We start from the raw sequence: 24,494 nt of genomic DNA, 5'->3' as shown, positions 1-24,494 counted from the left end.
ATGCCAAAGGTTTCAGTGATTGTCCTTGTCTATAAGACAGAAAAATATATTGAGAAGTGCGCCGTCAGCCTTTTCGAACAGACTCTGGAGGATATTGAGTTTATCTTTGTGAACGATGGCTCTCCAGATAATAGCATAGTTCTTCTTAATGAAGTTATTAGTCGATACCCTAAGCGTGAGAGTTCTGTAATAATCCTGAATAAGGAGAATGGCGGTCAAGCTTCTGCAAGAATCTATGGTCTTCAGCATGCTACTGGAGACTACATCATCTATTGTGATAGTGATGACTGGGTGGATACCAATCTTTATGAGTCGTTGTATAGGAAAGCTATTAAGACTGGTGCTGAGGTGGTGATGTATCCTGTTACTGAGGAATGGGGGGATCATTCTTTTGTGAGAGAATTAGGTGATTTAGGTGATAGCTGTCAGGATGTATTAAAGAATTGGTACAAGAACTGTGTGCAAATGTACACAGTTAATAAGCTCGTGAAGGCGAACGTATATAAGGATAATAACCTTCTTCCATACGAAGGTATAAATATGTGGGAAGACAACGGCTTGATGCTTCGAGTATTCTATTATGCTAAAGGTCTTGCCCAGATAGATAATGCTACATATCATTACTTTAGGGGCAACGAGCAAGCATTTACGCATAACTATGGTCGAAAGGCTGTTGATCAGATGATCAAGTGTGCTGGTTATTTGTACGATTTTTATAAGGAAAAAACAGACTTCAAGGAATACGAGAAGACTGCTTTAGCTATAAAGTTCTTTGCAAGAATAAACCTTATTACCACCACTTTCAGTGGTTTACGTGAATATTACCAATTGTTCCCTGAGAGTGATGCTGTCATTCCTTTCATCGGTGATAATGCTTTCTCGTCAAAGGGTATTATACGTTTCAAATTTGTTAAGTATAATTTGGCATGGCTTTTCGTACTTCTATTTAAAGTTTCATTATGGGTGAAAAAGTAAGACAATCCAACTTTGAACTGCTTCGCATTCTATGCATGTTTGGAGTATTGACATCACATTCTTTGATGGCAATGTATGATCTGCAAACTGCAAATTTCTCATTTGCCAACGAGATGCGCGTATTTGTGATGCATGCAAGCTGTTTGGCCGTTAACTGTTTCGTGATGATTAGCGGCTATTTTCAAATACGCCAATCATGGAGAGGGTTTATCGACTTGTTGGCGCCATGTTTGTTTTGGGCTGCAGTATGTAGTTCGTTTGCATTATTTAATTCAGAATGTAGTGTGATTGAGGCTGGCAAAAATATTCTCTTCCCGCTTACTGAAACAGAGTTATGGTTCATAAAAGCATATTTTGCATTATATCTTATAGCCCCCTTTGCTGAATGCCGGTATTAATCATCTTAATGATGTACAATTAAAACTTGCGTGTTTAATGCTGTTGGTTGTGGATGTGTATATCGGTTATATCCATCAGAGTTCAGAAGTAACAGTAGATGGCTACCATATTATTCACTTTATAACGCTCTATACTATTGCTGGCATGCTACGGAGATTACCGATAAAAACATTAAGTGTCGGTAAGTTAATGGGGGGGGGTAATTTTGTGTATTGTACTCATGACACTCCTCCATATGTGTAAGATGGTATTTCCTCCTACGGCAATAATTTATTCTATGCGGTATAATTCGCCGATACTTTTTGCTACATCCGTATTGATATTTTGGTTGTTTGCAAATCTGAAAATCCAAAACAAGGCTATCAATTGGGTATCAAACTCTGTTCAGGCAGTTTATCTGATATCTTCATTACCGTTTTTTGGATCATGTTATTATAGGTGGCTCGTGCAAGTGAATGAAGCATATACTGGCGTAATTGCTTTACTCTTAGTTGTGGGAATAATGGTATTCTTCTATATTGATTGCATATTAGTCGAACATCTAAGAAAATGGATTATGCATTCACTTGAGGATAAAATTATATCCTTTCTCGAAAGAAGGCTTATTGTGAAGCTTTAATATAGTTATGTGTCTTGGGAGCTATTCGTATTTCTCTTTCACATTGATCTGCTATGGTGGTTGAAGCCTTAGGGACGACAGGGATTCAAAAAATCAAGAAGATTTGAATGGGTTCAATCGCTTGGTTTGTATTATTGATATTTGGATTATAGTTTGCATCTTCCTGATACTGTGGTTCACAGTATTGGGAGGTTAGGGGCATGGTTTATGACCATTGGCTTTAGGGCATTGGTGAGCATTCATATTGAGATTCTACAGTTGGTGACAGGAACTAGTATGTGCGAGACGTATGATGTCTTATATAATAACATTTTAAACAAGGTAAGTAAGAAAAACTTTTATGTAGCGCTTATATTAATTATTGTTATCATTTTCCTTCTGTATAAACTATGTACTAATGCAGGAAGTGTGTAATAATGTGATAGTGGGCCAGTAGACTGATTAGGTGTAGGGAATAATTATGCAGGTGGTATTGTGATGGCGTTTCTCTTTGGATTGTTCATTTTGCGCATGTGCTCAATTGTACAATACAGGAGAATCGAAAAAATGAGACCCTCCGTTCATACAATTATAAGTAACAGTTAAGGCATGATATACATAATAAACTTGAGACTATGATTTTAGAAGAAGCTTGTATCTTTTTAGGTTATTGCGCTTCGTTCTTCTCTAATTAATCTTTTAAAAATATATGAAAAAAGCATTAGTCTTGGCGTCGGTGGCGTCAATGATAGATCAGTTTAATATGCCGAATATCCGGTTGATGATAGAACTGGGGTATAAGGTGGATGTGGCATGCAATTTTGTGGAGGGTAGCACATGTAGTGATGAGAAGGTGGCGGTACTAAAGCGTACCCTGGCGAAGATGGGGGTGGAGTGTCATCAAGTGGACTTTGCCCGTAATGTGCTAAAGGTGGGGCAAAACCTGAGGGCGTACCGTCAGACGCGCCATCTAGTGAAGGAGAACGATTATGACCTGATACATAGTCATTCGCCCATAGGTGGCTTGCTGTCGCGTATTGCAGCCCGTGATATGCAGGGCAAGGGTACGAAGGTGATCTACACCGCCCATGGTTTCCATTTCTTCAAGGGTGCTTCACTGCAGAATTGGCTGATATTCTATCCTATTGAGAAGTTCAGCAGCCGATGGACTGATGTACTGGTGACTATCACTTACGAGGACTACAAGTTGGCGCAGGAGAAGATGTACGCTAAAGAGGTGGTGTATGTGCCTGGAGTGGGTATTAATACCAAGGCTTTCAATCCAGCGGCAGATTATGCTGAGGTGCGTGCTGCTAAGCGCAAGGAACTGGGCATTGGCGATGGCGATATCTTGATGCTGAGTGTGGGTGAGTTAAACAGGAATAAGAATCATGAGGTGGTGCTACATGCGATGGCTTCCTTGGGTGACAAGCGCCTGAAGTATGTGATAGCTGGACGTGGGGTACTGAAAGAACATTTGGAGCAGTTGGCGACAGAACTGGGTATCAACGAACAGTTACAATTGTTAGGGTTTCGCACGGATGTTCGTGAGCTGTTCAAGGCTGCAGATGTGTTTGCGCATCCGTCGTACAGAGAGGGGTTGTCGGTGGCTGTGATGGAGGCTATGGCGAGTGGGTTACCGGTGCTTTGCTCTCGTATTAGGGGTAATACGGATCTGATAGATGAGGGTGAAGGGGGATTTCTGTTCTCTCCTGCCAAGAGCGATGAGGTGACTATCGCCCTAAGTAAGATCATGGTTGCCAAAGACTTGAAGGCTAGGGGCGCGTACAACATTGAAAAGGCCAAGAGCCTGGACGTTGGGGCTGTGATGGAAATTATGAGGGAGTTGTATAATCCTGTCAATGTGCTTTAGACTCCTATTGGGGTACTAAGGATATTGATGTGGAGGAGAATGAGTTTAATAAAAATAACAACATATAAATGAAGAAAATTCTTATTACCGGCGCGGGTTCATACGTGGGTGAGAGTGTGCGTCAGTATATTTTGGCAAGTGCTCCTGGAGAGTATCTGATTGATGCGGTGGATACCATGGAGGATAATTGGAAGAAAGTTGACTATAGCAGGTACGATGTAGTGTTCCATGTAGCAGGTATCGCACATGTGAATGCGGATCCGAAGATGGAGCAGCTGTACTACAAGGTGAATCGTGATTTGGCCATTGAGGTGGCGAAGCACGCGAAGGTGAATGGCGTGAAGCAGTTCATCTTCATGAGCTCGCAGATTGTATTTCACGAGAGTCGGAGTTTGAAGAGCGAGGTACTGACAGCTCATAGCAAGCCGAATCCTAATGGATTCTATGGTGACTCGAAGTTGCAGGCGGAGAATGGCCTGAAGGCCTTGGTGCAGAATAGTTCTGAAGATATGAAGATATGCATTTTACGTCCGTGCATGATCTATGGTGCTAACACGAAGGGCAATTTCTCACGTTTGGTGAAGTTGGCTTGCAAAATTCCTGTCTTCCCGGAGTGGCATAACAAGCGTTCTATGCTCTACATCGATAACCTTGCGGAGTTCGTAAAGCAGGCTATTGAGCATCAGCTAGCAGGCACGTTCTATCCTCAGAACAGAGAGTTGGCTGATACTGTTGAGATTATCCGCTTTTTTGCCAAGGCGAGGGGGCATAAAATTTGGATCACTCGTCTATTTAATCCTTGCGTTTGGTTGGGTAGTTTCATGCTACAGCCAATCAACAAGATGTTTTCCACCTATTATTACGACCCTCAGATGTCGAAGATGGACTTTGACTATCAGTTAGTTTCTTTTGAGGAAAGTTTGAAACGTGTGGCACAATCGTTAAAGAAATAGTAGTATATGAATGTGGTTGTAACTTACGGAATCATCTTTATGATTCTTCTTGCATTGGAGTTGGCGTATTTCAAGATCGCTGACAGGTTTAATATCATCGATAAACCGAATGAGCGTTCGAGCCACTCAACGAGCGTGCTGAGGGGGGGAGGAATCATCTTCCTGTTAAGTCTATGGATTTGGTCTGTCTTTTATGGCTTTCAGTATCCATTTTTCCTCTTGGCAGTTACCCTCATTGCCGGAGTGAGCTTCATTGATGACATCCGTTCGTTACCAGATAGTGTGCGGTTGGTGGCTCAGATTGTTGCCATGACGATGATGTTTGGACAGTTGAATATCCTACACTGGGATATGTGGTGGATTGTGATCATTGCGCTTATAGTGTGTGTGGGCGCATCGAACGTGGTCAATTTTATGGATGGTGTGAACGGCATAACTGGGGTGTATGCAATGGCATCACTTGTACCTCTTGCTTTGCTAAATAACACGATTTACTTTGTTAATCAGTCGCTCATTTATGTGGTGTTGATTGCAGATGTGATATTCTGCTTGTTCAACTTCCGCCCGAAGGGTAAGGCAAAGTGCTTTGCGGGTGACGTCGGTTCTATTGGCGTAGCTTATATCTTGTTGTTTATGATAGGTTTGTTAGTCTTAACAACAGGAGATGTGACTTATCTCATTTTCCTTCTCGTCTATGGTGTGGATGGCTGTCTGACTATCTGTCATCGCATCTTGCTGCACGAGAATCTAGGGGAAGCTCATCGTAAGCATGCCTATCAGATTATGGCTAACGAACTGAAGATCGGGCATGTGAAGGTGGCATCTCTGTATATGGTGGTGCAGCTGGTGCTCTCTCTCGGATTTATCTATCTCTGCCCTGATACAATATTCGCTCATTGGGTATATTTGATCAGTACATTGATTGTATTAGCTATTGCTTATGTATTGTTCATGAAAAAGTACTATCACTTGCATGAAGAATATCTTATATCATTGAAAAAATAACGATTATGGAATTTGATAAAGAATTTTTAGATACGCTTTTTGAACAAGCTGTGACCAATCCTCGTTTACGTCAGAACTTCGATTTGCGTACTTCGCCTGTCGATACGAGCCAGCGCATGCTCAATGCGTTGTTGCCGGGTACGGTTGTGCCTATTCATCGGCATGAGGATACTACTGAAACGGTAATCTGTTTGTGTGGAAAGTTGGATGAGGTAATCTATGAGGAAGTAGTTTCGTATGAGAATGGTGCGGAAGAACTTTCACAAGGTATGGATGCACAGGATGTAGCCCGTAAGGTGAAATATCGAGAGATACAACGTATCCTTCTCAATCCTGCTGAAGCCAAGTATGGTTGCCAAATACCCAAAGGCGCATGGCATACAGTAGAAGTAATTGAGCCTTCGGTGATATTTGAAACCAAGGACGGAGCGTATAAATGAAGCTGCGTGACTATATCTGTATTGGAATACTTAAAGAAATTATGATACGTTCAAATTGAACACTAACTGGGATAATAAATATGCTTAATTTTCAAAAAATAGTAGATACTATCTCTGAAGCATTTAGTATTCTTGATTTTTCTTATATCATTTCTGGAACTTTGACCTTTTTAATCATTCTCTTGAATTTACATATACACGACATTCATTTAGAACTGATAAATAATTCTGTAATGATTTGTTGCTGTATTTTTCTTGCATATATTGCTGGAATATTCTCATGGATAGTAGGAAAAGCTATACGATGGAGGGGGATTAAGGATGATTTTGAAAAAATATATAATGAAACAATAAATGCTTTGGGGGCAAACATAGATATGGATACCTTTACTCCTGTTTCAAAGAAAAAAGATGCGTATACATACATGTGGATTGAACTGCAAAAAAACGAGAATGCGAAAGATAGGGTCAATTTCATTCATCGTTTCTGGGTAATGCAGGCTATGTTTGAGGGATTAATGACTTCTTGTTTGGTGGCATTCGCTGCGGTGTTAGAACTGAAATATAGTTTTGGCGAAAAGTTTGCTTGGGGCTATTTTGTACTTTTAATAGCATTGTGCCTTATTTTGTTTTGGCGATGTATGATAGCTGCCAAAGAAAATGCGGAAGTTCAAATACGTGAAATTATATTAAGTTACTATAGCTATATTAAATCGAATCAAAATTGGATACTATGAACAATACTAAAGTCCTTTTAGATCTTTCAAAAATGAATTATTCGGATGCCGCGGCATGCGAAAACAATAATTTAATTCATCAGTCAAAGATGGCTCAAATTATGAGTATATGGGATGGATTATATAAAAAGGCATTGGGAGCGCTTGATTATAGTAATGAACAAAATCAGGAGATACATCGACATCATAATGCCATTTCTATTTTTGCCAGCAGAGGAGCCGGAAAAACAACATTCTTGTTATCCGTATTAGCTAGAATAAAAAATGAATACGAAAATGTGTTGTGTTTGAAACCTTTGGATCCTTCATTGATTGAAATGAAGCAGCATCCTTTTATCAACATCATTGCTGGTATTCAAGAATTGGTGGAACAAAAATATGATAAGGATGAAAGATATGATACAAGGAGAGAAGAATTTGAATATAAAAAGGAATTTGATAATAACTATAAAAAAATGTTGAGAGCTCTCCCCTTTATAGATGGAGTTGGCAAAAAAGGGGTTTATGAGGAGTGGGATGATGAGGAATTTATTTCTATCTTGGGAATGGAGAAGGCTGAAGCTTCTAATAATTTGGAGAAATCGTTTCATGATTATGTAAGGATGGCTTTAAAACTTCTGAAAAAGAGGTGTCTGGTCATTTCTTTTGATGATATTGATACAGAATTTAAAAGGGGATATGAGATTTTGGAAGTAATAAGGAAATACTTAACTTCTGCTCAGATTGTGACGATAATTACCGGTGATTTGGAATTGTACGGTAAGTTGGTGAGAAAGGCTTCTTGGAAATGCTTTGATTTGGCTTTTTTGAGAAAGGAAGTTCAATACGGGAAGAGAAAAAAAGAAGAATTTTCGTTGATGGTGGATCAATTGGAAAACCAATATTTGGTGAAGATATTGAAACCGGAAAATAGGGTTTTATTAAAAACTATCAGAGAATATCTGGAGGAGGAAAATTATTCTCTTGAAGTGCTTTTTTCTTCTCAAAAAGAAATGGAAATTGATGACTGCTATAGTCTCATAATAGAACTTCTTGGGTTGGAAAAGAATAATTTGAAAGTAAGTGAAGAGATTATTCGTTTTTTAGAGGGATTGTCATTACGGGTACAGATCCGTATTCTTACTTTATTGAATAATTTATTAATAGCGCAGGGACGTTATGATAAAAGAAAAATGCTTGCTAAACCGGAACTGTCTACCGGATTATTAGATATATTCTGGAATGATATCAATCAGAAATCTCATAATGCGAAGGCTTTGATTAAAGCAGGACCTATCTATACGATAGATATGTTGAATTTTCTAGTGAATACTGATGCTTTGTATATTGGAGCAAACTTTTTGCCTGAAACGAATGATGAAATTCTGAATAAAGCCTTATTTGCTATCGGGGCAAGATTTAATGAATTGGTGAATAGAAATCATTTCTTGATTTTTGATTACTGGATGCGTATTTCGTATGTGCGTGTAGTAAGTGAGAAAATGGGGGGAAAAAAAGACAACGAAATTCTTAACAATTTTCTGGGATTTACTCTTTTGGATGCAGATGCCGGATTAAATAAGAGTGTTGGACTGGCTCATGCATTTTGTAATTCTGTATTGAATGACTCTTTTAATGATGAGATAGATGTGTTGCCAGGGACTATTTTTATAGGAAATAAATCGCCGTTGCAATTATTGGAGTATAATTATATATTATCATTACTTCCAATGCTTGGTACGATGGATGCGATGAAAAAAGAAAGTGTATTTGTTTCAATATATAAGTTATTATCTATCATCAGAGATGCTTTGTTTATTTTTAACAAAACGGATAAAAATAAAACAGATGAAAATAAAGTTGCTAAGTTGGTTTTATTTTTGAATAAGCTGGGGCAGTATAGAAATTATTTGGAACCGAATGATGGATTACATCCGCAAATATCTTCTGAAAAGAAAGAAGAAGAGCAATGGGGAGTTTTACAGATGAAGGAGCAGGGAGACATGGAATCTTTGAAAGGTTTGTTGATGGGCTTTATGAGGTGGTCGTCTATGAAGGTTACAGTGTCTTGCCAATTATTGGATCGTGTTTTTACACGTTTTTATTTTACTTTGGTGCATATTGACCAAAATAAGGAGTATTATAGCAATGTGGGTGAGAAATTTAATCTTTATGTCATAGCACTGTTAAATGCCGCTCTTGTTGAGGATGGAGCTGATAAAGGTTGGGAAGGATTAAATTTTAATAACGTAGGTGATATAGAACGAATCTATATTGAAAATGTACAAATAAAGAACTGTATATATAGAAAAAAGAGGCAGATGACTGAACGAATATGTTTGTATGATTGGCTGGCTCAATGTCCGCTGTTGACTTTGTTCTTGAACCCTTTTGTGGTTAGTTTAATAGAACGAAAAACTGATGCGGAAAGAGTTGTTTTGAGTGAGCTGTTAAAGTTTAATCGTAATTTCATATCTTTGGATTCATTGAGAACTATAAGGGGGAAACTGGAGCAGGGTATAGAAAAATGCCGTAATAATATTGATTGGTTAGATAACTTTTATAAATTGGAAGAATTGGAAGAGGAAATAACTTTTATCCAAAAATATATAGATTCTGGAATGGATTTATGGGAAAGGAGGGAAAAACTGAAAAGAGAAAGGGATAAAATAAAGAAAGAGATAAAGAGACCACTTGAGTTGGAAAACGGAAAGATTATTACATACAGAACTAATAAGTCTTTGGTTAATGATCAGTATACGGATGAACAGCAGAATATGAGGGCTTTGGTAACTAAGCTGGAAAATGTGAATAGTGAGATTATAAATCTGGGTAAACGACAAGAAGGGATAGCAAGCTGGGTTAAGGAGGAATATAATAAAGGTATGGAATATAAACAGAATTCTGGGAAGTCCGTTTATAATATATTAAATTCCATTCTTGTAAAATAAATGGGTATGTTGCCGATATTGTCTCAATTTCTGTGCGATAATGAAAGTTTATTTGAGTATGAACGTTGTTTGGATGGAAAGCATATTGTAGATTTTAGGCATATTTGTCGTAGACTTATTGCGGTAGAAAGACAGGCTAATCCCTTTAAAAGTGATATATATTATGAAAGTTTGGGGGATATGTATCTGACGAATTATGAGAACTTTGATGATTTTATATGGAGGATGCCTTGTGAATTGGCTGAGGAGTATTTATTTCGATCAAGAGATTCTTTATATGTAAAAGCGGAGCGTTTTGACGGATGGATGAATTTGATAACTCAAGTTCCACCTTCATTAATTATTGCAGCTAATTTTCTTGATGATTTTTCTATGTGTCTACTTCAGCCTAATGATATATTCTCTTTTGCAAAAAGGAAGCTGTCTATTTTTAAGTATACTGCACAATTGCTACCTTTTCTTCCGGATTTGAATTATTTGGTTCAAGAAGCGGGGGGATTAAATGATTTGCATATACATCTGAATGGAACAACAGAAACAGATGTTTTATGGAATTATATGCTACAGAATCCATGTCTTGTAGCTAAAGATTATTTGGAGGTTTATAATAGCAGATTGGCTGTGAGAAAATTATCTGAGCAGATTATAGCCGATTTTACCCCTATGACATTGTTGAAAAGACTTGAGGATGCTCAGGAAATTAGGAGGAAGATGGTTGTAATAATCGCTTCGGGGAATGATATATTCAAGCAGGGAACTGTAGATCGACTAAAAGACTCTTTGATTCTCAGAAATCTGTGGGGAGAAGTTCGTGATGATAGTTCATTGGGGATACTGGTAGAAGAATTGTTGTTGTATTTGTTAGTGATGTATGAAATCAAACGAACTCGCAATATGGAATTGGTAGGATGGTTTCATCATTATTTGTTAATAAAGGGATTAGTACATAGATTTATAGTAATGCAACAAACACAAACGGGATTTTCACAGTTTCAGTTACTGACAGAGAATTCTTTTCGGTATAGAGTAGAAAAACTATATAAAAATAGGTTTCTGCAATTATCCAGTTGTGGTGGACAAGTGTATTTAGGAACTTTGGAAGGACGTTTTTCACCCAAAGAATCATTGATTGAGAATAGCCGTTTAGTTGCAAGTATTATGAAAGGATATGAAAAGGCAAAAGAAGAGTCTGGACTGCTTGGAAAATCTAATCTATTATTAGTAGCTCATTTTATTAAAGAACCTGAATCAAAAAAAGTCAAAAAACTAGCGATTCGCCATCGTTTGCTACGGAAAAAATTGCAGAAAAAGGCGTTGGCGCTTGATAGCTTTTTACATAGGAGCAAATATAGTTCTAAGATTGTTGGTATTGATGCGGCTGCAAATGAATTGGATACAGGACCGGAAGTTTTTTCTCAGATCTTTCGTTTTTTGAGAAAAAGGGGAATTGAGCATGTAACTTTTCATGTAGGAGAGGATTTTAGACATTTGTTGAGTGGGTTGAGAAGTATTTGGGAAGCTATTGATTTTCTGGAGTTGCGTTCGGGAGATAGGTTGGGGCATTGTACTGCTGTCGGAATTTCTCCTGAATTATGGAGGACGCGAATAGGAAATATATGTTTTGTTTCACAAGGAGAGTGGCTGGATGATTTAGTTTTTGTCTGGGAATTAACGAAAGAATCTCATCATATAAAGTTGCAGAAGGTCATTTTGGAATTGGAAAGTAAAATTCATGAACTTGCATATAAAATATATGGAGATTTTTATCCACCTTATCTTTTATGTTTGGCATGGAAACTTAGAAAATATGATCCTTTTTTGTATTTAGAAAAAAAATATTCAAAGATTGCAGAATGGGACTCTGTGGAATCTTATAAGGAATACAAAAAAGTTGTTGATGTGTTAAAGGAAGAGAGGGTGAGAAGTATAATGAATATGTATCATGCTCCTTTGCAAGGTAGAGGAAGTCGGGCTGAATACGATAAATTAATTCAAATAGAGACGACAGGGGTGATATCGGTGGATATCTTGGAGCTGCTTCAATGTATCATGCTAGAAAAAATGGCCAAGAAAGGGATTGCCGTTGAAGCTTTGCCAAGTAGTAATTTGCGGATTAGTTATTATAGAGAATTGGGAGAGTATCATTTGAAAAAATGGTTGGAAGTACAAGAAACGGATTGCTTGCTTCCACCTGTTGTACTGGGTACGGATGATCCAGGAATATTTATGACTAATATTTATAATGAGTATGCTAGAGCGTATTTACATTTGGAAAGTTGTGGATTTTCACCAATAAAAAGGATGAATGTAATTACTGATTTACAGAGGTCTTGCAATATTTATAAATTTATGGAAAATGAACAATGATAAGAGGGCTTGTATGGCATATATATGTGGAGTGATATTAAATGTTAGTTCTTCATATAGTTCTGTTTATGATTTTGTGAGAGGAGAACATTATTACTATCAGAAACGTACCTTAGTGTCGGGAAATAGGATTCAAATATATGATTACAAGCGAAGAGGCTATATACAAGGGAGACTTCCTAATTTCTATGATTATGTTTCGGGGTTTTATATATTGATAAAAGTAGAACGTGGAAAATTTAAAGGGTATGACTATGAGTCTGGTGCCTATTATATGGGAGAAGTGCGTGGAAATGAGATTCGCATTTATGATTATGAAAAATCGGATTATTTTAGATATAAAATTTATTGAACTATATGTATGAAGAATTGTAAAACTAATATAGGAAGCATACATTTAACACATGAAAATATTAATAGATAACGGACACGGCAAGGAAACTCCTGGTAAACGTTCGCCTGACGGTCGTTTGAAGGAGTATGCATATACTCGTGAGATTGCAGACCGAGTGGTAACCGGATTACAAAATGAAGGTATTGACGCCATGCGCATTGTGCCGGAAGAAAATGATGTGACGTTATCTGAGCGTGTGAAGCGTATCAATGTATTCGACAAGGAAGCTATACTGATATCAATCCACTGCAATGCGATGGGGAGTGGTGCTGAGTGGATGTCTGCAAACGGATGGAGCGTATTTGTTGGTAACAACGCTTCAATGAATAGTAAACGGCTTGCCCGGCGACTGGCACAAGCTGCCTTGAACAGGAAAGTGAAAGTCCGTCGTCCGTCTCCACAGGAGCTTTATTGGACTGCCAATCTTTATATCTGTCAGAAAACGAATTGTCCGGCAGTGCTGGTCGAAAATTTCTTTCAGGATAATAAGGAGGATGTTGAATATCTTCTCTCGGAAGAGGGGAAGCAGTGCGTCACGAATATATTGTTGGAAGGTATTACGAACTATTTAAAGGAATATCAAAGAAATATGTAGGTCCCTGAACTCATGATATATTCATGAATTCCCTGCATTATACGAGTTGGGAAGAATACAGCGGTATATTCCTGACTTATCCCTCATATTGGCGTAAAAGCTGATATGTGTTTGTATGTATGATATATCAACTGTCTGTGAAGATGGTTGATATATCTGTTTTAAGGGCATGTTGAAAACAAATGCTTAATGCACTACACATATACTCATGCAGGACGTAGTTCCACAGTCATTCCCATGGCAGAAGCTATTTTATATAATGTAGCAACGGTAGGAACAGTTAACCCGCGTTCAACCCTTGAAATATATCCTTTGTCAGCCCCAATGCGCTTAGCAAGTTCTGACTGCGTAAGACGTGCATTTTTTCGGGCTTCGAGGAGTATTTGGGCGTTATATTCCTCCCATGCCTTTTCACGGTTTTTCTCACGTTCGGGAGTCCCCTCCTTTCCAAGACCTTCGTCCAACCAAGCATCTACATCATAGATGTCTTTACTGATTTCTTTTAGCTGCATAATATTCCTCCTTTAATTTTAATGCCTTTTCTATTTCATTATTGGGTGTCTTTTGCGTCTTCTTCTTGAATGCATTAAAAAGAACCACAATAGTATCACCATCATATATGAAAAAGATACGAAATTCATTGTTTCCATAAGTGATACGAAACTCATAAACTCCATCACGTATAAACTTTATGAAATGCCTTGGCATTTTATCTTCTACTTTAAACAAGTCTAATGCACGACGTATTTTATTCATTTCATCTTTGGATAATTTTTTAATGAAGTCGCTGAAATAGTTTTTATATGTGATTATCTTTCTCATGGCACAAAGATAGGATAAGTTATATAATAATACAACTTTTATAGCTGAATCTTTAATGCAATATGAGATATTTAACTATTTAGAAACAAATTCCCGCCCGTCGCAAGATGGGCGGGGAACTGGTTAGGAATGAGAAGATGATTATTTAGATTTCTACATAGATATAAAGATTACAATATGAAGGTATTGACGCAATGCGTATTGTGCTGGAAGAAAATGATGTGGCGTTATCTGAGCGTATGAAGCGTGTCTATCAACTGTCTGTGAAGATGGTTGATATATCTGTTTTAATGGTATGTTGAGTGATGTCTTTTTCTATCGGTTTAAGGGAAAATAATTAAGGAATAGTATCTATTTTCGGATTTACCAGCTATCTTTGTGGTATAAAACAGCTCATAAAATGAAAAAGAAAGAATCTCATGATATAGAGAAGAAAGAATATCCTTCACATGTGTCAGAACCAACTTCTGGATATGGAGCTTATTCAAGTTCTACATCTATACTAGGTTGTTGCTCAATAGATGAACTTCATACTATTTTAGACCGTGTAGAAAAGAATTTTTCTCAGGGAAAAAAGGTGTGTAATGAAGAAGCCTTAAAGAGAATAATGTCGTGGTAGAGTTTCAAGTTGAATGGGATGATTGATATATATTTTTGTAGAGCAACGAATGGCGTGATGAATAATTTTTAGTAGCTTTGTAAAAAATATGATTGATATGGAAGACTTGCGAAAATTATATCCTATCGGGATTCAGACATTCTCGGAAATACGGGAGGGTAATTACCTCTATATTGATAAGACAGCATATGTCTACAGGATGACGCATGCTTCTGCTAAATATATGTTCTTGAGTCGTCCGCGACGTTTTGGTAAATCATTGCTTACTTCCACGTTGCATAGTTATTTCTCCGGTCGTAAGGGACTTTTTAGTGGGCTGGCTATAGAAAATTTGGAGAAGGAATGGATAGAGTTTCCGATACTGCATTTTGATATGAGCACTGCCAAGCATGCGGATAAGGAGCAACTGTTGCAAGAATTAAATCTGAAACTATTTGGATATGAGCAGATTTATGGACGGTTGGAGGAGGAAGTTAATCCCAATCAACGTTTGATGGGGTTGATAAAACGTGCTTACGAGCAGACTGGCAAAAAAGTGGTTGTACTTATTGACGAATATGATGCTCCTCTACTGGACGTGGTACACGAACGGGAAAATCTTGATGTATTGCGTAATATAATGCGCAATTTCTATAGTCCATTGAAGGCCTGTGATCCTTATTTGCGGTATGTGTTTCTGACTGGTATAACTAAATTCTCTCAACTTAGTATTTTTAGTGAACTGAACAATCTTGAGAACATCAGTATGGATGAGCCTTATGCTGCCATCTGTGGGATTAGCGAAGATGAGATACATTCTCAGATGAAAGAAGATGTGGATGAATTGGCGAAGAATTTGGAGGTTACACCAGAGGTCGCCTTGATGAAGTTGAAAGAAAATTATGATGGGTATCATTTTACTTATCCATCACCGGATATGTACAATCCATTCAGTTTGCTTACAGCTATGGAAAAAGGTAAGATTGGTTCTTATTGGTTTGGTAGCGGAACGCCTGCATATTTGATAAAGATGTTGGATAAATATAGTGTAGGACCTTCCGAAATTGGGAGAAAAATGACTGCGGTTGAGGATTTTGACGCACCAACGGAAAGGATGACAAGTATTATCCCGTTATTATATCAAAGTGGTTATATCACAATAAAGGATTTTGATAAGGAGTTGGACTTATACACATTGGATATTCCCAATAAGGAAGTGAGAATAGGCTTGATGAAAAGTCTCCTTCCGCATTATGTCGGCAGTAAGGCTCCGGAAACCACGACTATGGTGGCTTATCTCTCCCGTGATATCCGTAATGGTGATATGGATGCTGCTTTACGTCGTTTGCAAACATTCTTGTCTACGATACCCCAATGTGATAACACAAAATATGAGGGGCATTATCAGCAGATGTTTTATATTATATTTAGCTTAATAGGTTACTATGTAGACGTGGAAGTCCGTACTCCTCGTGGACGGGTGGATATGGTGCTGCGTACAAAGACTACGCTATATGTTATGGAGTTAAAGTTGGATAAGGATGCGGATATGGCAATGGAACAGATTGACTTGAAAAATTATCCGGAACGTTTTGCTTTGTGCGGTTTACCTATTGTAAAGGTGGCTGTCAACTTTGATAGTGAACGTTGTACGATAGGAGATTGGAAGATTCTAAATACTTAATTATCCGGTTGATTAATAGTCTGTTATATATTTGATCGAATAAAAAGAGCTCCGCAAGGGGCTTTTTCCTTTTCTATACGAGATAAAAGCCGCACCTTTGCATCGTTGATCAACGAAACGTGAATAAATAACTTGAATTTGAATCTTTAAAAAAAACGTATTATGAGTGTAATTTACAAAGTCATTACGCGGCCGACAGATCCGCGTGTCCCTAATTCTCCCAAAAGGTTTTATCCGCATCTGATAACTTTGGGTCAGTCGGTCAATCTGAGATATCTCGCTGAAAAGATGAAAGATCGTTCCTCTCTTTCTGTCGGTGATATCAAGAGTGTGATTCAGAACTTCGTGGATAAGATGAAGGAGCAATTGTTGGAAGGTAAGTCGGTGAATATCGAAGGCTTGGGAGTGTTTATGTTGGCTGCCCGCTCGAAAGGTGCGGAGCTGGCGAAGGATATTACTGCTAAAAGTGTAGAGAGTGTTCGTATCTTTTTCCAGGCGAATAAGGAATTGCGTGTTACCAAAACTGCAACACGGGCAGATGAGAAGCTGGACTTGATTAGTCTGGATGAATATCTGAAGAAAATTAGTGTTACCGTAGTGCCGGGAGAACCGGATGACGGTGGTGATGAAGGAGGCGGCAATGAAGGGGGAGATGACGGAGAAACGCCTGACCCGGCCGCTTGATTAATTGACAGTTCATATTTGGCTGTCAGATAGTTTGTTTAATGTTTAATTTAAAAAGTAGAATGTCTATGAAAAGAACTTGGAGTATGATTTTGAAAGTGATTATTGCTGTTGCCGGTGCAATTGCCGGTGTGATTGGTGTTCAGGCGGCAACGATGTAATTGATGTCTTATAAATAAGATATATTTTTAGGTATGAATGGATAGGCGGGATTTTTCCCGCCTGTTTTGTGTTTTAGAGGGATGTGGTATTTAACAAAACTGAAATAATAATCAAACTCGTTGGCTGAATACCGGATTTTATCTACCTTTGTACCTTAATTATTTGCGTCTTTTTAAGCTAGAAAAAACATGATTCGAAAAATAATAAAAGCTCTTTGGATTTTATTGGCGATTGGAGTAGTGGCTGTAGTCACTATATTTGTTTCCATTTCAAAAGGTTGGATAGGTTATATGCCGCCTGTTGAGGAATTGGAGAATCCAAGCTATAAATTTGCGACGGAGATTTTCTCGGAAGATGATAAGGTACTTGGTACTTGGTCTTACAGCAAGGAAAATCGCGTATATACGGCCTATAAGGATTTGTCACCCAATATTATTAATGCATTGATTGCTACGGAAGATGTTCGTTTTGTCGAACATTCAGGTATTGACGCCAAGGCATTGTTCCGTGCGTTTGTGAAACGCGGTTTGATGTTCCAGAAAAATGCAGGTGGGGGTAGTACCTTGTCACAACAGCTTGCCAAGCAGTTGTTTACGGAAAATGTAGCGAGAAATACCCTTCAGCGTCTTTTTCAGAAGCCTATCGAATGGGTGATTGCCGTGAAACTTGAACGCTACTATACTAAAGAAGAAATTCTGAGCATGTATCTCAATAAGTTCGATTTCCTGAATAATGCTGTCGGTATCAAGACGGCGGCTCATACCTATTTTGGCTGCGAACCGAAGGAATTGAAACTGGAAGAAGCGGCTACTTTGGTAGGTATGTGTAAGAATCCGTCGCTTTATAATCCGGTACGTTTCAATGAACGTTCCCGCGGACGTCGTAATGTGGTGCTTGAACAGATGCGTAAGGCGGGATATATCACAGAAGCGGAATGTGATTCTTTACAGGCTCTTCCGTTGAAGCTGACTTATAATCGCGTAGATCATAAAGAAGGTCTGGCGACTTATTTCCGCGAGTATCTCCGTGGTGTAATGACCGCGCCGAAGCCGGTGAAGAGTGATTATCGCGGTTGGCAAATGCAGAAGTTCTACGAGGATTCTCTTTCCTGGGAGACGAATCCGCTATATGGCTGGTGTGCGAAAAACAAGAAAAAAGACGGAACGAATTATAATATCTATACGGATGGATTGAAGATTTATACTACCATCAACTCACGTATGCAGCAATATGCCGAGGATGCTGTGAAAGAGCATTTGGGCGATTATCTGCAACCGGTATTCTTCAAGGAAAAAGAGGGTAGTAAGAATGCTCCTTATGCAAGGTCTTTGCCAGAAAAACGGGTGGAAGAATTGCTGACTAAGGCAATGAAGCAGACTGACCGTTATCGTCTGATGAAAGAAGCGGGAGCTTCGGAGCGGGAGATTCGGAAAGCATTCGACAAGCCGGAAGAGATGACTGTCTTTTCTTGGAAAGGGGATAAGGATACGATTATGAGCCCGATGGACTCCATCCGTTATTACAAGTCTTTCCTGCGTACGGGATTCATGTCGATGGATCCGATGAACGGACACGTGAAGGCTTATGTAGGCGGGCCGAATTATGTGTATTTCCAGTATGACATGGCTATGGTAGGACGTCGTCAGGTAGGATCTACTATCAAACCCTATCTGTATACGCTGGCTATGGAGAATAATTTCTCTCCTTGCGACCAGGTGCGTCATGTAGAACAGACATTGATCGATGAGAACGGAACTCCGTGGTCACCACGTAATGCCAACAACAAGCGTTATGGTGAAATGGTGACTTTAAAATGGGGACTGGCCAACTCGGACAACTGGATTTCCGCTTACCTGATGGGTAAACTGAATCCGTATAATCTGGTGAGACTTATTCATAGTTTCGGTGTACGCAATAAGGCTATAGACCCGGTTGTTTCACTTTGTCTCGGCCCTTGCGAAATCTCTGTCGGTGAAATGGTGAGCGCCTATACAGCTTTCGCTAATAAGGGTATTCGTGTAGCCCCGTTGTTTGTTACCCGTATTGAAGATAGTGACGGCAATGTGATTTCTACATTTGCACCGCAGATGGAAGAGGTTATCAGCGTTTCGAGTGCTTACAAGATGCTTGTCATGCTCCGTGCCGTTATTAATGAAGGAACGGGTGGACGTGTCCGCCGTTATGGTATCACTGCCGATATGGGTGGAAAGACGGGAACTACCAATGACAACTCCGATGCCTGGTTTATGGGATTCACTCCCTCACTGGTATCCGGTTGCTGGGTAGGAGGCGACGAACGTGATATTCACTTCGGCAGAATGACTTATGGACAGGGAGCTGCTGCTGCACTGCCTATCTGGGCACTCTATATGAAGAAGGTATATGATGACCCGACTTTGGGATATGACCAGCAAGAAACGTTCAAACTTCCTCAGGGATTTGACCCTTGTGCCGGTTCGGAAACTCCGAATGGCGAAGTGGAAGAAATGGGGTTGGACGACTTGTTTAACTAAGCTTCTTCTCCCGCCATGCATAAGTGTATCATCTGCATTGGAAGTAACTACAACCGGAAGGAAAATCTGTTTTTTGCACGGCAAAAGCTGGCGGATTTGTTTCCTTCCATCCGTTTCACGTCCGAACAGGAAACGCAGCCTTTGTTTTTCCGGAGTCCGGCGTTATTTTCCAATCAGGTAGCACAGTTCTTTTCCGAAGCCGGGGAAGAGAGGGTAAGGAAGGAGTTGAAAGCCATCGAGAAATCTGCCGGCCGTCGTCCGGAAGATAAGAAAGAGGAAAAAGTTTGCCTGGATATTGATTTACTCGCTTTTGACGACAGGGTATTGAAACCCGAGGACTTGAAAAGGGAGTATATCGTGAAGGGATTAGAAGAATTAAAATAGATTCAGATATGAAATTTCTGGGAATAATACCTGCCCGTTACGCATCCACGCGTTTCCCCGCGAAACCGTTGGCTATCCTGGGCGGAAAAACAGTGATACAACGTGTATATGAACAAGTAGCGGGTGTATTGGACGATGCTTATGTAGCTACTGACGACGAACGGATCGAAGCGGCTGTAAAAGCCTTCGGTGGTAAGGTGGTAATGACTTCTGTTCATCATAAAAGCGGTACGGACCGTTGTTACGAAGCCTGCACCAAGATAGGTGGTGATTTCGATGTCGTTGTCAATATACAAGGGGATGAACCTTTTATCCAGCCTTCGCAGCTGAATGCTGTAAAGGCTTGTTTTGAAGACCCGACTACACAAATTGCCACATTGGTGAAGCCTTTCACTGCCGATGAACCGTTTGTCGTACTCGAAAACGTGAATTCACCAAAAGTGGTGATCAATACAAACTGGAATGCACTTTACTTCAGTCGTTCTATTATACCTTATCAACGTAATGCTGAAAAGCAGAACTGGCTGAAAGGACATACCTATTATAAACATATCGGCCTGTATGCCTATCGTACGGAAGTGCTGAAAGAGATTACGGCTCTCCCGCAGTCTTCTCTTGAAATAGCCGAGTCGTTGGAACAGCTTCGCTGGCTGGAAAACGGGTATAAGATAAAGGTAGGTATCAGTGATGTGGAAACGATTGGTATTGACACTCCCCAGGACTTGGAACGTGCAGAGGAATTTTTGAAAAACAGAGGATAAATCTTATGGATCGCACGATACAACCTGAAATACAAACCCTGAAAAACTTCCGGATATTTGCTCCCGTCCGGTCTACTTTGCCGAATGGTATTCCGTTGACCGTTATTAATGCCGGTGAGCAGGATGTGGTACGTATGGATATACTTTTTGCCGGAGGTCGCTGGCAGCAGTCGCAGAAATTGCAAGCGTTGTTCACCAACCGGATGCTGCGTGAGGGCACTACGAAATATACGGCGGCAACAATTGCCGAAAAACTGGATTATTATGGTTCGTGGCTCGAATTGTCGAGTGCCTCGGAATATGCTTATGTCACAGTCTATTCTCTGAATAAGTATTTGGCGAAAACACTCGAGATAGTAGAGTCCATGATTAAGGAACCGCTTTTCCCGGAAAAAGAACTGCGGACTATCCTGGATACGAATATCCAGCAATATTTGGTCAATACTTCCAAAGTTGACTTCCTGGCACATCGCAGTCTGCTGAAATCCCTCTACGGAGAACAGCATCCATGCGGAAAGATAGTAATGGAAGAAGATTACCATACTATCACTCCGGATGTACTTCGTAATTTCTACGAACAGCATTATCATTCGGGCAACTGTTCAATTTTCCTTTCCGGGAAGGTGACAGAAGATACTATTCGCCGGGTGACGGATACTTTTGGTGTTCCGTTCGGACAACATCAATTACAGATGCCGAAATTAAGCTTTCCTTTTGCCGCTGTTCCTGAAAAGAGAATTTTTACAGAGCGTGAGGATGCGATGCAAAGTGCAGTGAAAATGGGATGTACCACTATTACCCGTGAACATCCGGATTATCCGAAGTTGCGGGTACTGATGACTTTGTTCGGTGGTTATTTCGGTAGCCGCCTGATGTCTAATATCCGCGAAGAAAAAGGATATACCTATGGAATTTCGGCAGGGATCATGTTTTATCCTGATAGCGGGATGCTGCTTGTTTCCACGGAGACGGACAATGAATATGTGGAACCGCTGATACAGGAAGTGTATCACGAAATAGACCGTCTGCATCAGGAATCTGTATCTATGGAAGAACTGACAATGGTGCGCAACTATATGCTGGGGGAAATGTGCCGGAGCTATGAGTCGCCTTTCTCGCTCTCGGACGCATGGATATTTATAGCTACTTCCGGTCTGACTGACGACTATTTTTCTCATTCCCTGCACACTGTGAATGAGATTACACCTGCGGAGATACAGGATTTGGCACAGCGCTATTTATGCAAAGAGACATTAAAAGAGGTCATTGCAGGTAAAAAGTTGTCATAATTTGCTTTCCGGTAGGGGAATGTATGGGAGAGAAATTGTATCTTTGTCCAAATTGTAAATCTAAAAAAGAGTAACTACTAAAATAAATGAGGAAATATCTATATACTACACTTTTATTGGCTCTCCTTGCACAAGCGGGAGCGATGGCACAAGAAAATGAAGGAAAAAAAGGCGGATTTTTCGGGAAAATCAAAGATACATTCTCTACTGAAATAAAGATTGGCAACTATACTTTCAAGGATGGTAGCGTTTATACTGGTGAAATGAAAGGACGTAAACCGAATGGGAAAGGAAAAACAGTCTTTAAGAACGGTGATGTCTACGAAGGGGAATACGTGAAGGGAAAACGTGAAGGCTACGGTATTTATATGTTTCCCGACGGTGAAAAGTATGAAGGGCAATGGTTCCAAGACCAGCAGCACGGAAAAGGTATCTATTATTTTATGAATAATAACCGTTATGACGGTATGTGGTTTCAGGATTACCAGCATGGTGAAGGAACGATGTATTATCACAACGGTGACTTGTATGTCGGCAACTGGGTTAATGATAAACGCGAAGGCAAAGGTACTTATACCTGGGCGAACGGCGCAAAATATAGTGGTCACTGGAAGAACGACAAGAAGAACGGCAAAGGTACCATGAATTGGGATGATGGCTGTAAGTATGAGGGTGACTGGAAAGACGATGTCCGTCATGGTAAAGGGGTCTTTGAATATACCAATGGTGATAAATACGATGGTGACTGGGCGGATGATATTCAGCATGGGAAAGGTACGTACTTCTTCCACACGGGTGACCGTTATGAAGGCTCCTATCTTTTAGGCGAACGTACCGGCGCGGGTGTTTACTATCACGCGAACGGTGATAAATATGTAGGAAACTTCAAGGATGGTATGCAAGACGGCAAAGGTACTTTCACGTGGTCGAACGGTGCAGTGTACGAAGGTGACTGGAAAAATAATAAACGTGACGGAAAGGGTATCTACAAATGGAGCAATGGTGACGTTTACGATGGTGACTGGAAAGATAATCGCCCGAACGGGCAAGGTACTTTAAAGACTGTCGCAGGTATGCAATATAAAGGTGGTTTCGCTGACGGACTGGAAGAAGGACAAGGTGTACAAGTCGACAAGGATGGCAACCGCTTCGATGGATTCTTCAAACAGGGAAAAAAGGATGGCCCGTTTGTAGAAACGGATAAGGACGGAAAGGTTATCAAGAAAGGAACCTATAAATTAGGAAGACTTCAATAAAAAATAGAAATACCAAAAAGAAAACGGTGAACAAATTGCGTAGTGCAATATTTGTTCACCGTTTTCTTTTTAGCGATATTGATTCGCTTAGATTATGTATTGTGAACTGATAGACTCGTTATTCATAACGCGTTTGATAGTTTCAGCAAACATATCGGCGATACTCAACTGTTTTACTTTTGCGCATTTCTTGGTGTAAGGGATGCTATCGGTAAATACCATTTCAGTAAGACCGGACTCCTGTACACGGAAGGACGCCGGATCAGACATCACACAGTGGCTGGCAATAGCGCGTACGGATGCTGCACCGGCTTCCATCATGATATTGGCAGCTTTAGTGATTGTACCTGCTGTGTCTACGATGTCGTCAACCAGTACGACGTTCTTATTGCTCACGTCACCGATGATTTGCATGGAAGCAACTTCATTTGCCTTTTCACGTGATTTGTTACAGAGTACCAATGGCACACCGAGATATTTGGAGAAAGTGCTGGCGCGTTTTGAACCGCCTACGTCCGGTGTAGCAATCACCAGATTTTCCAGGTTTAATGACTGGATGTAGGGGAGGAATACGGCTGATGCATACAGGTGATCTACGGGAATGTTGAAGAAACCCTGGATCTGGTCTGCATGCAAGTCCATGGTAATCAGTCGGTCGATACCTGCCACTGAAAGCAGGTCGGCTACCAGCTTAGCTCCGATTGATACACGAGGTTTGTCTTTTCTGTCCTGACGGGCCCATCCGAAATAGGGGATTACAGCTACAACGCTCTTTGCAGATGCACGTTTTGCAGCGTCGATCATCAGGAGAAGTTCCATTAAGTTGTCTGAGTTTGGGAAAGTGGATTGAACCAGGAATACATGTGCGCCACGGATTGACTCCTCATATGAAACCGCAAATTCACCATCGGCAAAATGCGTAATGTTCATATTTCCCAGAGGACAATTCAGGCTTGCGCAGATTTTTTCTGCAAGATATCTCGAGTTCGTTCCCGAGAATACCATAAAGGGTGCTTTTTCGCTCATTTTGTAATAGATGTTTTACCTATTTGTTAATTTGCCTGCAAAGGTAGGA

At 39.9% G+C, this 24,494-nt stretch carries 23 protein-coding genes; 20 read left to right on the top strand and 3 right to left on the bottom strand.

The genetic code is table 11. The annotated features are described in order from the left end of the window. The 11 genes from BQ7997_RS08895 to BQ7997_RS08840 all read left to right on the top strand — a co-directional run bounded on the left by BQ7997_RS08895 (position 1) and on the right by BQ7997_RS08840 (position 13,266). Entirely contained in the window at positions 1-975 is a 975-nt protein-coding gene (locus BQ7997_RS08895; protein WP_073345567.1) for a glycosyltransferase family 2 protein, read from the top strand. After that, complete coding sequence (locus BQ7997_RS08890; RefSeq protein WP_073345565.1) at positions 960-1,373, top strand: acyltransferase family protein; 414 nt, start codon at positions 960-962, stop codon at positions 1,371-1,373. Before BQ7997_RS08895 ends, BQ7997_RS08890 begins: the two co-directional genes overlap by 16 nt. 1,344 nt (positions 1,374-2,717) lie before the next feature. Beyond that, positions 2,718-3,845 carry a glycosyltransferase family 4 protein gene (locus tag BQ7997_RS08880; protein WP_159436752.1) on the top strand — a complete coding sequence of 376 codons (1,128 nt, stop codon included), beginning with the start codon at positions 2,718-2,720 and terminating at the stop codon, positions 3,843-3,845. A gap of 68 nt (positions 3,846-3,913) precedes the next feature. Then, a complete protein-coding gene (locus BQ7997_RS08875; protein ID WP_044655987.1) occupies positions 3,914-4,798 on the top strand; it encodes an NAD-dependent epimerase/dehydratase family protein in 885 nt (294 codons plus the stop codon). A 6-nt stretch (positions 4,799-4,804) separates the two neighbouring features. Beyond that, positions 4,805-5,803 (top strand): MraY family glycosyltransferase, encoded by a 999-nt coding sequence (locus tag BQ7997_RS08870; RefSeq protein ID WP_044655988.1) that lies wholly within the window; start codon positions 4,805-4,807, stop codon positions 5,801-5,803. Positions 5,804-5,808: 5 nt separating this feature from the next. Beyond that, positions 5,809-6,243: a WbuC family cupin fold metalloprotein gene (locus tag BQ7997_RS08865; protein WP_073345558.1), complete on the top strand. Its 435-nt coding sequence runs from the start codon at positions 5,809-5,811 to the stop codon at positions 6,241-6,243. Positions 6,244-6,323: 80 nt separating this feature from the next. Next, positions 6,324-6,980: a hypothetical protein gene (locus BQ7997_RS08860; protein ID WP_073345555.1), complete on the top strand. Its 657-nt coding sequence runs from the start codon at positions 6,324-6,326 to the stop codon at positions 6,978-6,980. Next, positions 6,977-9,910, top strand: a complete 2,934-nt coding sequence (locus BQ7997_RS08855) for a hypothetical protein (RefSeq protein WP_073345553.1) — start codon at positions 6,977-6,979, stop codon at positions 9,908-9,910. The genes BQ7997_RS08860 and BQ7997_RS08855 overlap by 4 nt, the downstream gene beginning before the upstream one ends. Before the next feature lie 6 nt (positions 9,911-9,916). Further along, on the top strand, positions 9,917-12,277 hold the full coding sequence (locus BQ7997_RS08850) for an amidohydrolase family protein (RefSeq protein ID WP_139260892.1): 2,361 nt from the start codon (positions 9,917-9,919) through the stop codon (positions 12,275-12,277). Beyond that, positions 12,267-12,629 (top strand): hypothetical protein, encoded by a 363-nt coding sequence (locus tag BQ7997_RS08845; protein ID WP_139260891.1) that lies wholly within the window; start codon positions 12,267-12,269, stop codon positions 12,627-12,629. Before BQ7997_RS08850 ends, BQ7997_RS08845 begins: the two co-directional genes overlap by 11 nt. Positions 12,630-12,681: 52 nt before the next feature. Beyond that, the gene (locus BQ7997_RS08840; protein WP_022138964.1) at positions 12,682-13,266 is read left to right on the top strand and encodes an N-acetylmuramoyl-L-alanine amidase; all 585 of its coding nucleotides are present in this window, start codon (positions 12,682-12,684) and stop codon (positions 13,264-13,266) included. A gap of 206 nt (positions 13,267-13,472) precedes the next feature. Here the strand turns inward: BQ7997_RS08840 and BQ7997_RS08835 are convergent, their stop codons facing one another. Together BQ7997_RS08835 and BQ7997_RS08830 are read right to left on the bottom strand one after the other, a co-directional pair. Further along, positions 13,473-13,778 carry a helix-turn-helix domain-containing protein gene (locus BQ7997_RS08835; RefSeq protein ID WP_044656474.1) on the bottom strand — a complete coding sequence of 102 codons (306 nt, stop codon included), beginning with the start codon at positions 13,776-13,778 and terminating at the stop codon, positions 13,473-13,475. Then, a complete protein-coding gene (locus BQ7997_RS08830; protein WP_073345545.1) occupies positions 13,756-14,088 on the bottom strand; it encodes a type II toxin-antitoxin system RelE/ParE family toxin in 333 nt (110 codons plus the stop codon). The genes BQ7997_RS08835 and BQ7997_RS08830 overlap by 23 nt, the downstream gene beginning before the upstream one ends. Before the next feature lie 400 nt (positions 14,089-14,488). Here BQ7997_RS08830 and BQ7997_RS08825 point away from each other — a divergent pair, with 400 nt between their 5' ends. The 9 genes from BQ7997_RS08825 (at position 14,489) to BQ7997_RS08790 (ending at position 23,419) form a co-directional block, all read left to right on the top strand. Continuing rightward, positions 14,489-14,707: a hypothetical protein gene (locus tag BQ7997_RS08825; RefSeq protein ID WP_073345542.1), complete on the top strand. Its 219-nt coding sequence runs from the start codon at positions 14,489-14,491 to the stop codon at positions 14,705-14,707. A 97-nt stretch (positions 14,708-14,804) separates the two neighbouring features. Next, positions 14,805-16,370, top strand: coding sequence for an ATP-binding protein (locus BQ7997_RS08820; RefSeq protein WP_073346480.1), 1,566 nt, complete (start codon positions 14,805-14,807; stop codon positions 16,368-16,370). A 162-nt stretch (positions 16,371-16,532) separates the two neighbouring features. Further along, entirely contained in the window at positions 16,533-17,054 is a 522-nt protein-coding gene (locus BQ7997_RS08815) for an HU family DNA-binding protein (RefSeq protein ID WP_022138961.1), read from the top strand. Between the two features lie 68 nt (positions 17,055-17,122). Further along, positions 17,123-17,215, top strand: a complete 93-nt coding sequence (locus BQ7997_RS25475) for a smalltalk protein (protein ID WP_156150203.1) — start codon at positions 17,123-17,125, stop codon at positions 17,213-17,215. Between the two features lie 189 nt (positions 17,216-17,404). Further along, positions 17,405-19,729 (top strand): transglycosylase domain-containing protein, encoded by a 2,325-nt coding sequence (locus BQ7997_RS08810; protein ID WP_073345540.1) that lies wholly within the window; start codon positions 17,405-17,407, stop codon positions 19,727-19,729. A gap of 15 nt (positions 19,730-19,744) precedes the next feature. After that, positions 19,745-20,113 carry a 2-amino-4-hydroxy-6-hydroxymethyldihydropteridine diphosphokinase gene (locus BQ7997_RS08805; RefSeq protein WP_022138958.1) on the top strand — a complete coding sequence of 123 codons (369 nt, stop codon included), beginning with the start codon at positions 19,745-19,747 and terminating at the stop codon, positions 20,111-20,113. A gap of 8 nt (positions 20,114-20,121) precedes the next feature. Beyond that, a complete protein-coding gene (kdsB, locus tag BQ7997_RS08800) occupies positions 20,122-20,874 on the top strand; it encodes a 3-deoxy-manno-octulosonate cytidylyltransferase (RefSeq protein ID WP_073345537.1) in 753 nt (250 codons plus the stop codon). Between the two features lie 5 nt (positions 20,875-20,879). Next, entirely contained in the window at positions 20,880-22,163 is a 1,284-nt protein-coding gene (locus tag BQ7997_RS08795) for a M16 family metallopeptidase (RefSeq protein WP_073345535.1), read from the top strand. Between the two features lie 86 nt (positions 22,164-22,249). After that, on the top strand, positions 22,250-23,419 hold the full coding sequence (locus BQ7997_RS08790) for an MORN repeat-containing protein (protein WP_022138955.1): 1,170 nt from the start codon (positions 22,250-22,252) through the stop codon (positions 23,417-23,419). Positions 23,420-23,506: 87 nt separating this feature from the next. Here the strand turns inward: BQ7997_RS08790 and BQ7997_RS08785 are convergent, their stop codons facing one another. After that, positions 23,507-24,445: a ribose-phosphate pyrophosphokinase gene (locus tag BQ7997_RS08785; RefSeq protein ID WP_073345532.1), complete on the bottom strand. Its 939-nt coding sequence runs from the start codon at positions 24,443-24,445 to the stop codon at positions 23,507-23,509. Between the last annotated feature and the right edge of the window lie 49 nt (positions 24,446-24,494).

The sequence above is a fragment of the Bacteroides congonensis genome, assembly GCF_900130125.1.
GTDB classification, from domain to species: Bacteria; Bacteroidota; Bacteroidia; order Bacteroidales; family Bacteroidaceae; genus Bacteroides; species Bacteroides congonensis.
Note: the sequence above shows the minus strand (reverse complement) of the source record. Positions and strands in the feature narration are given on the sequence as shown.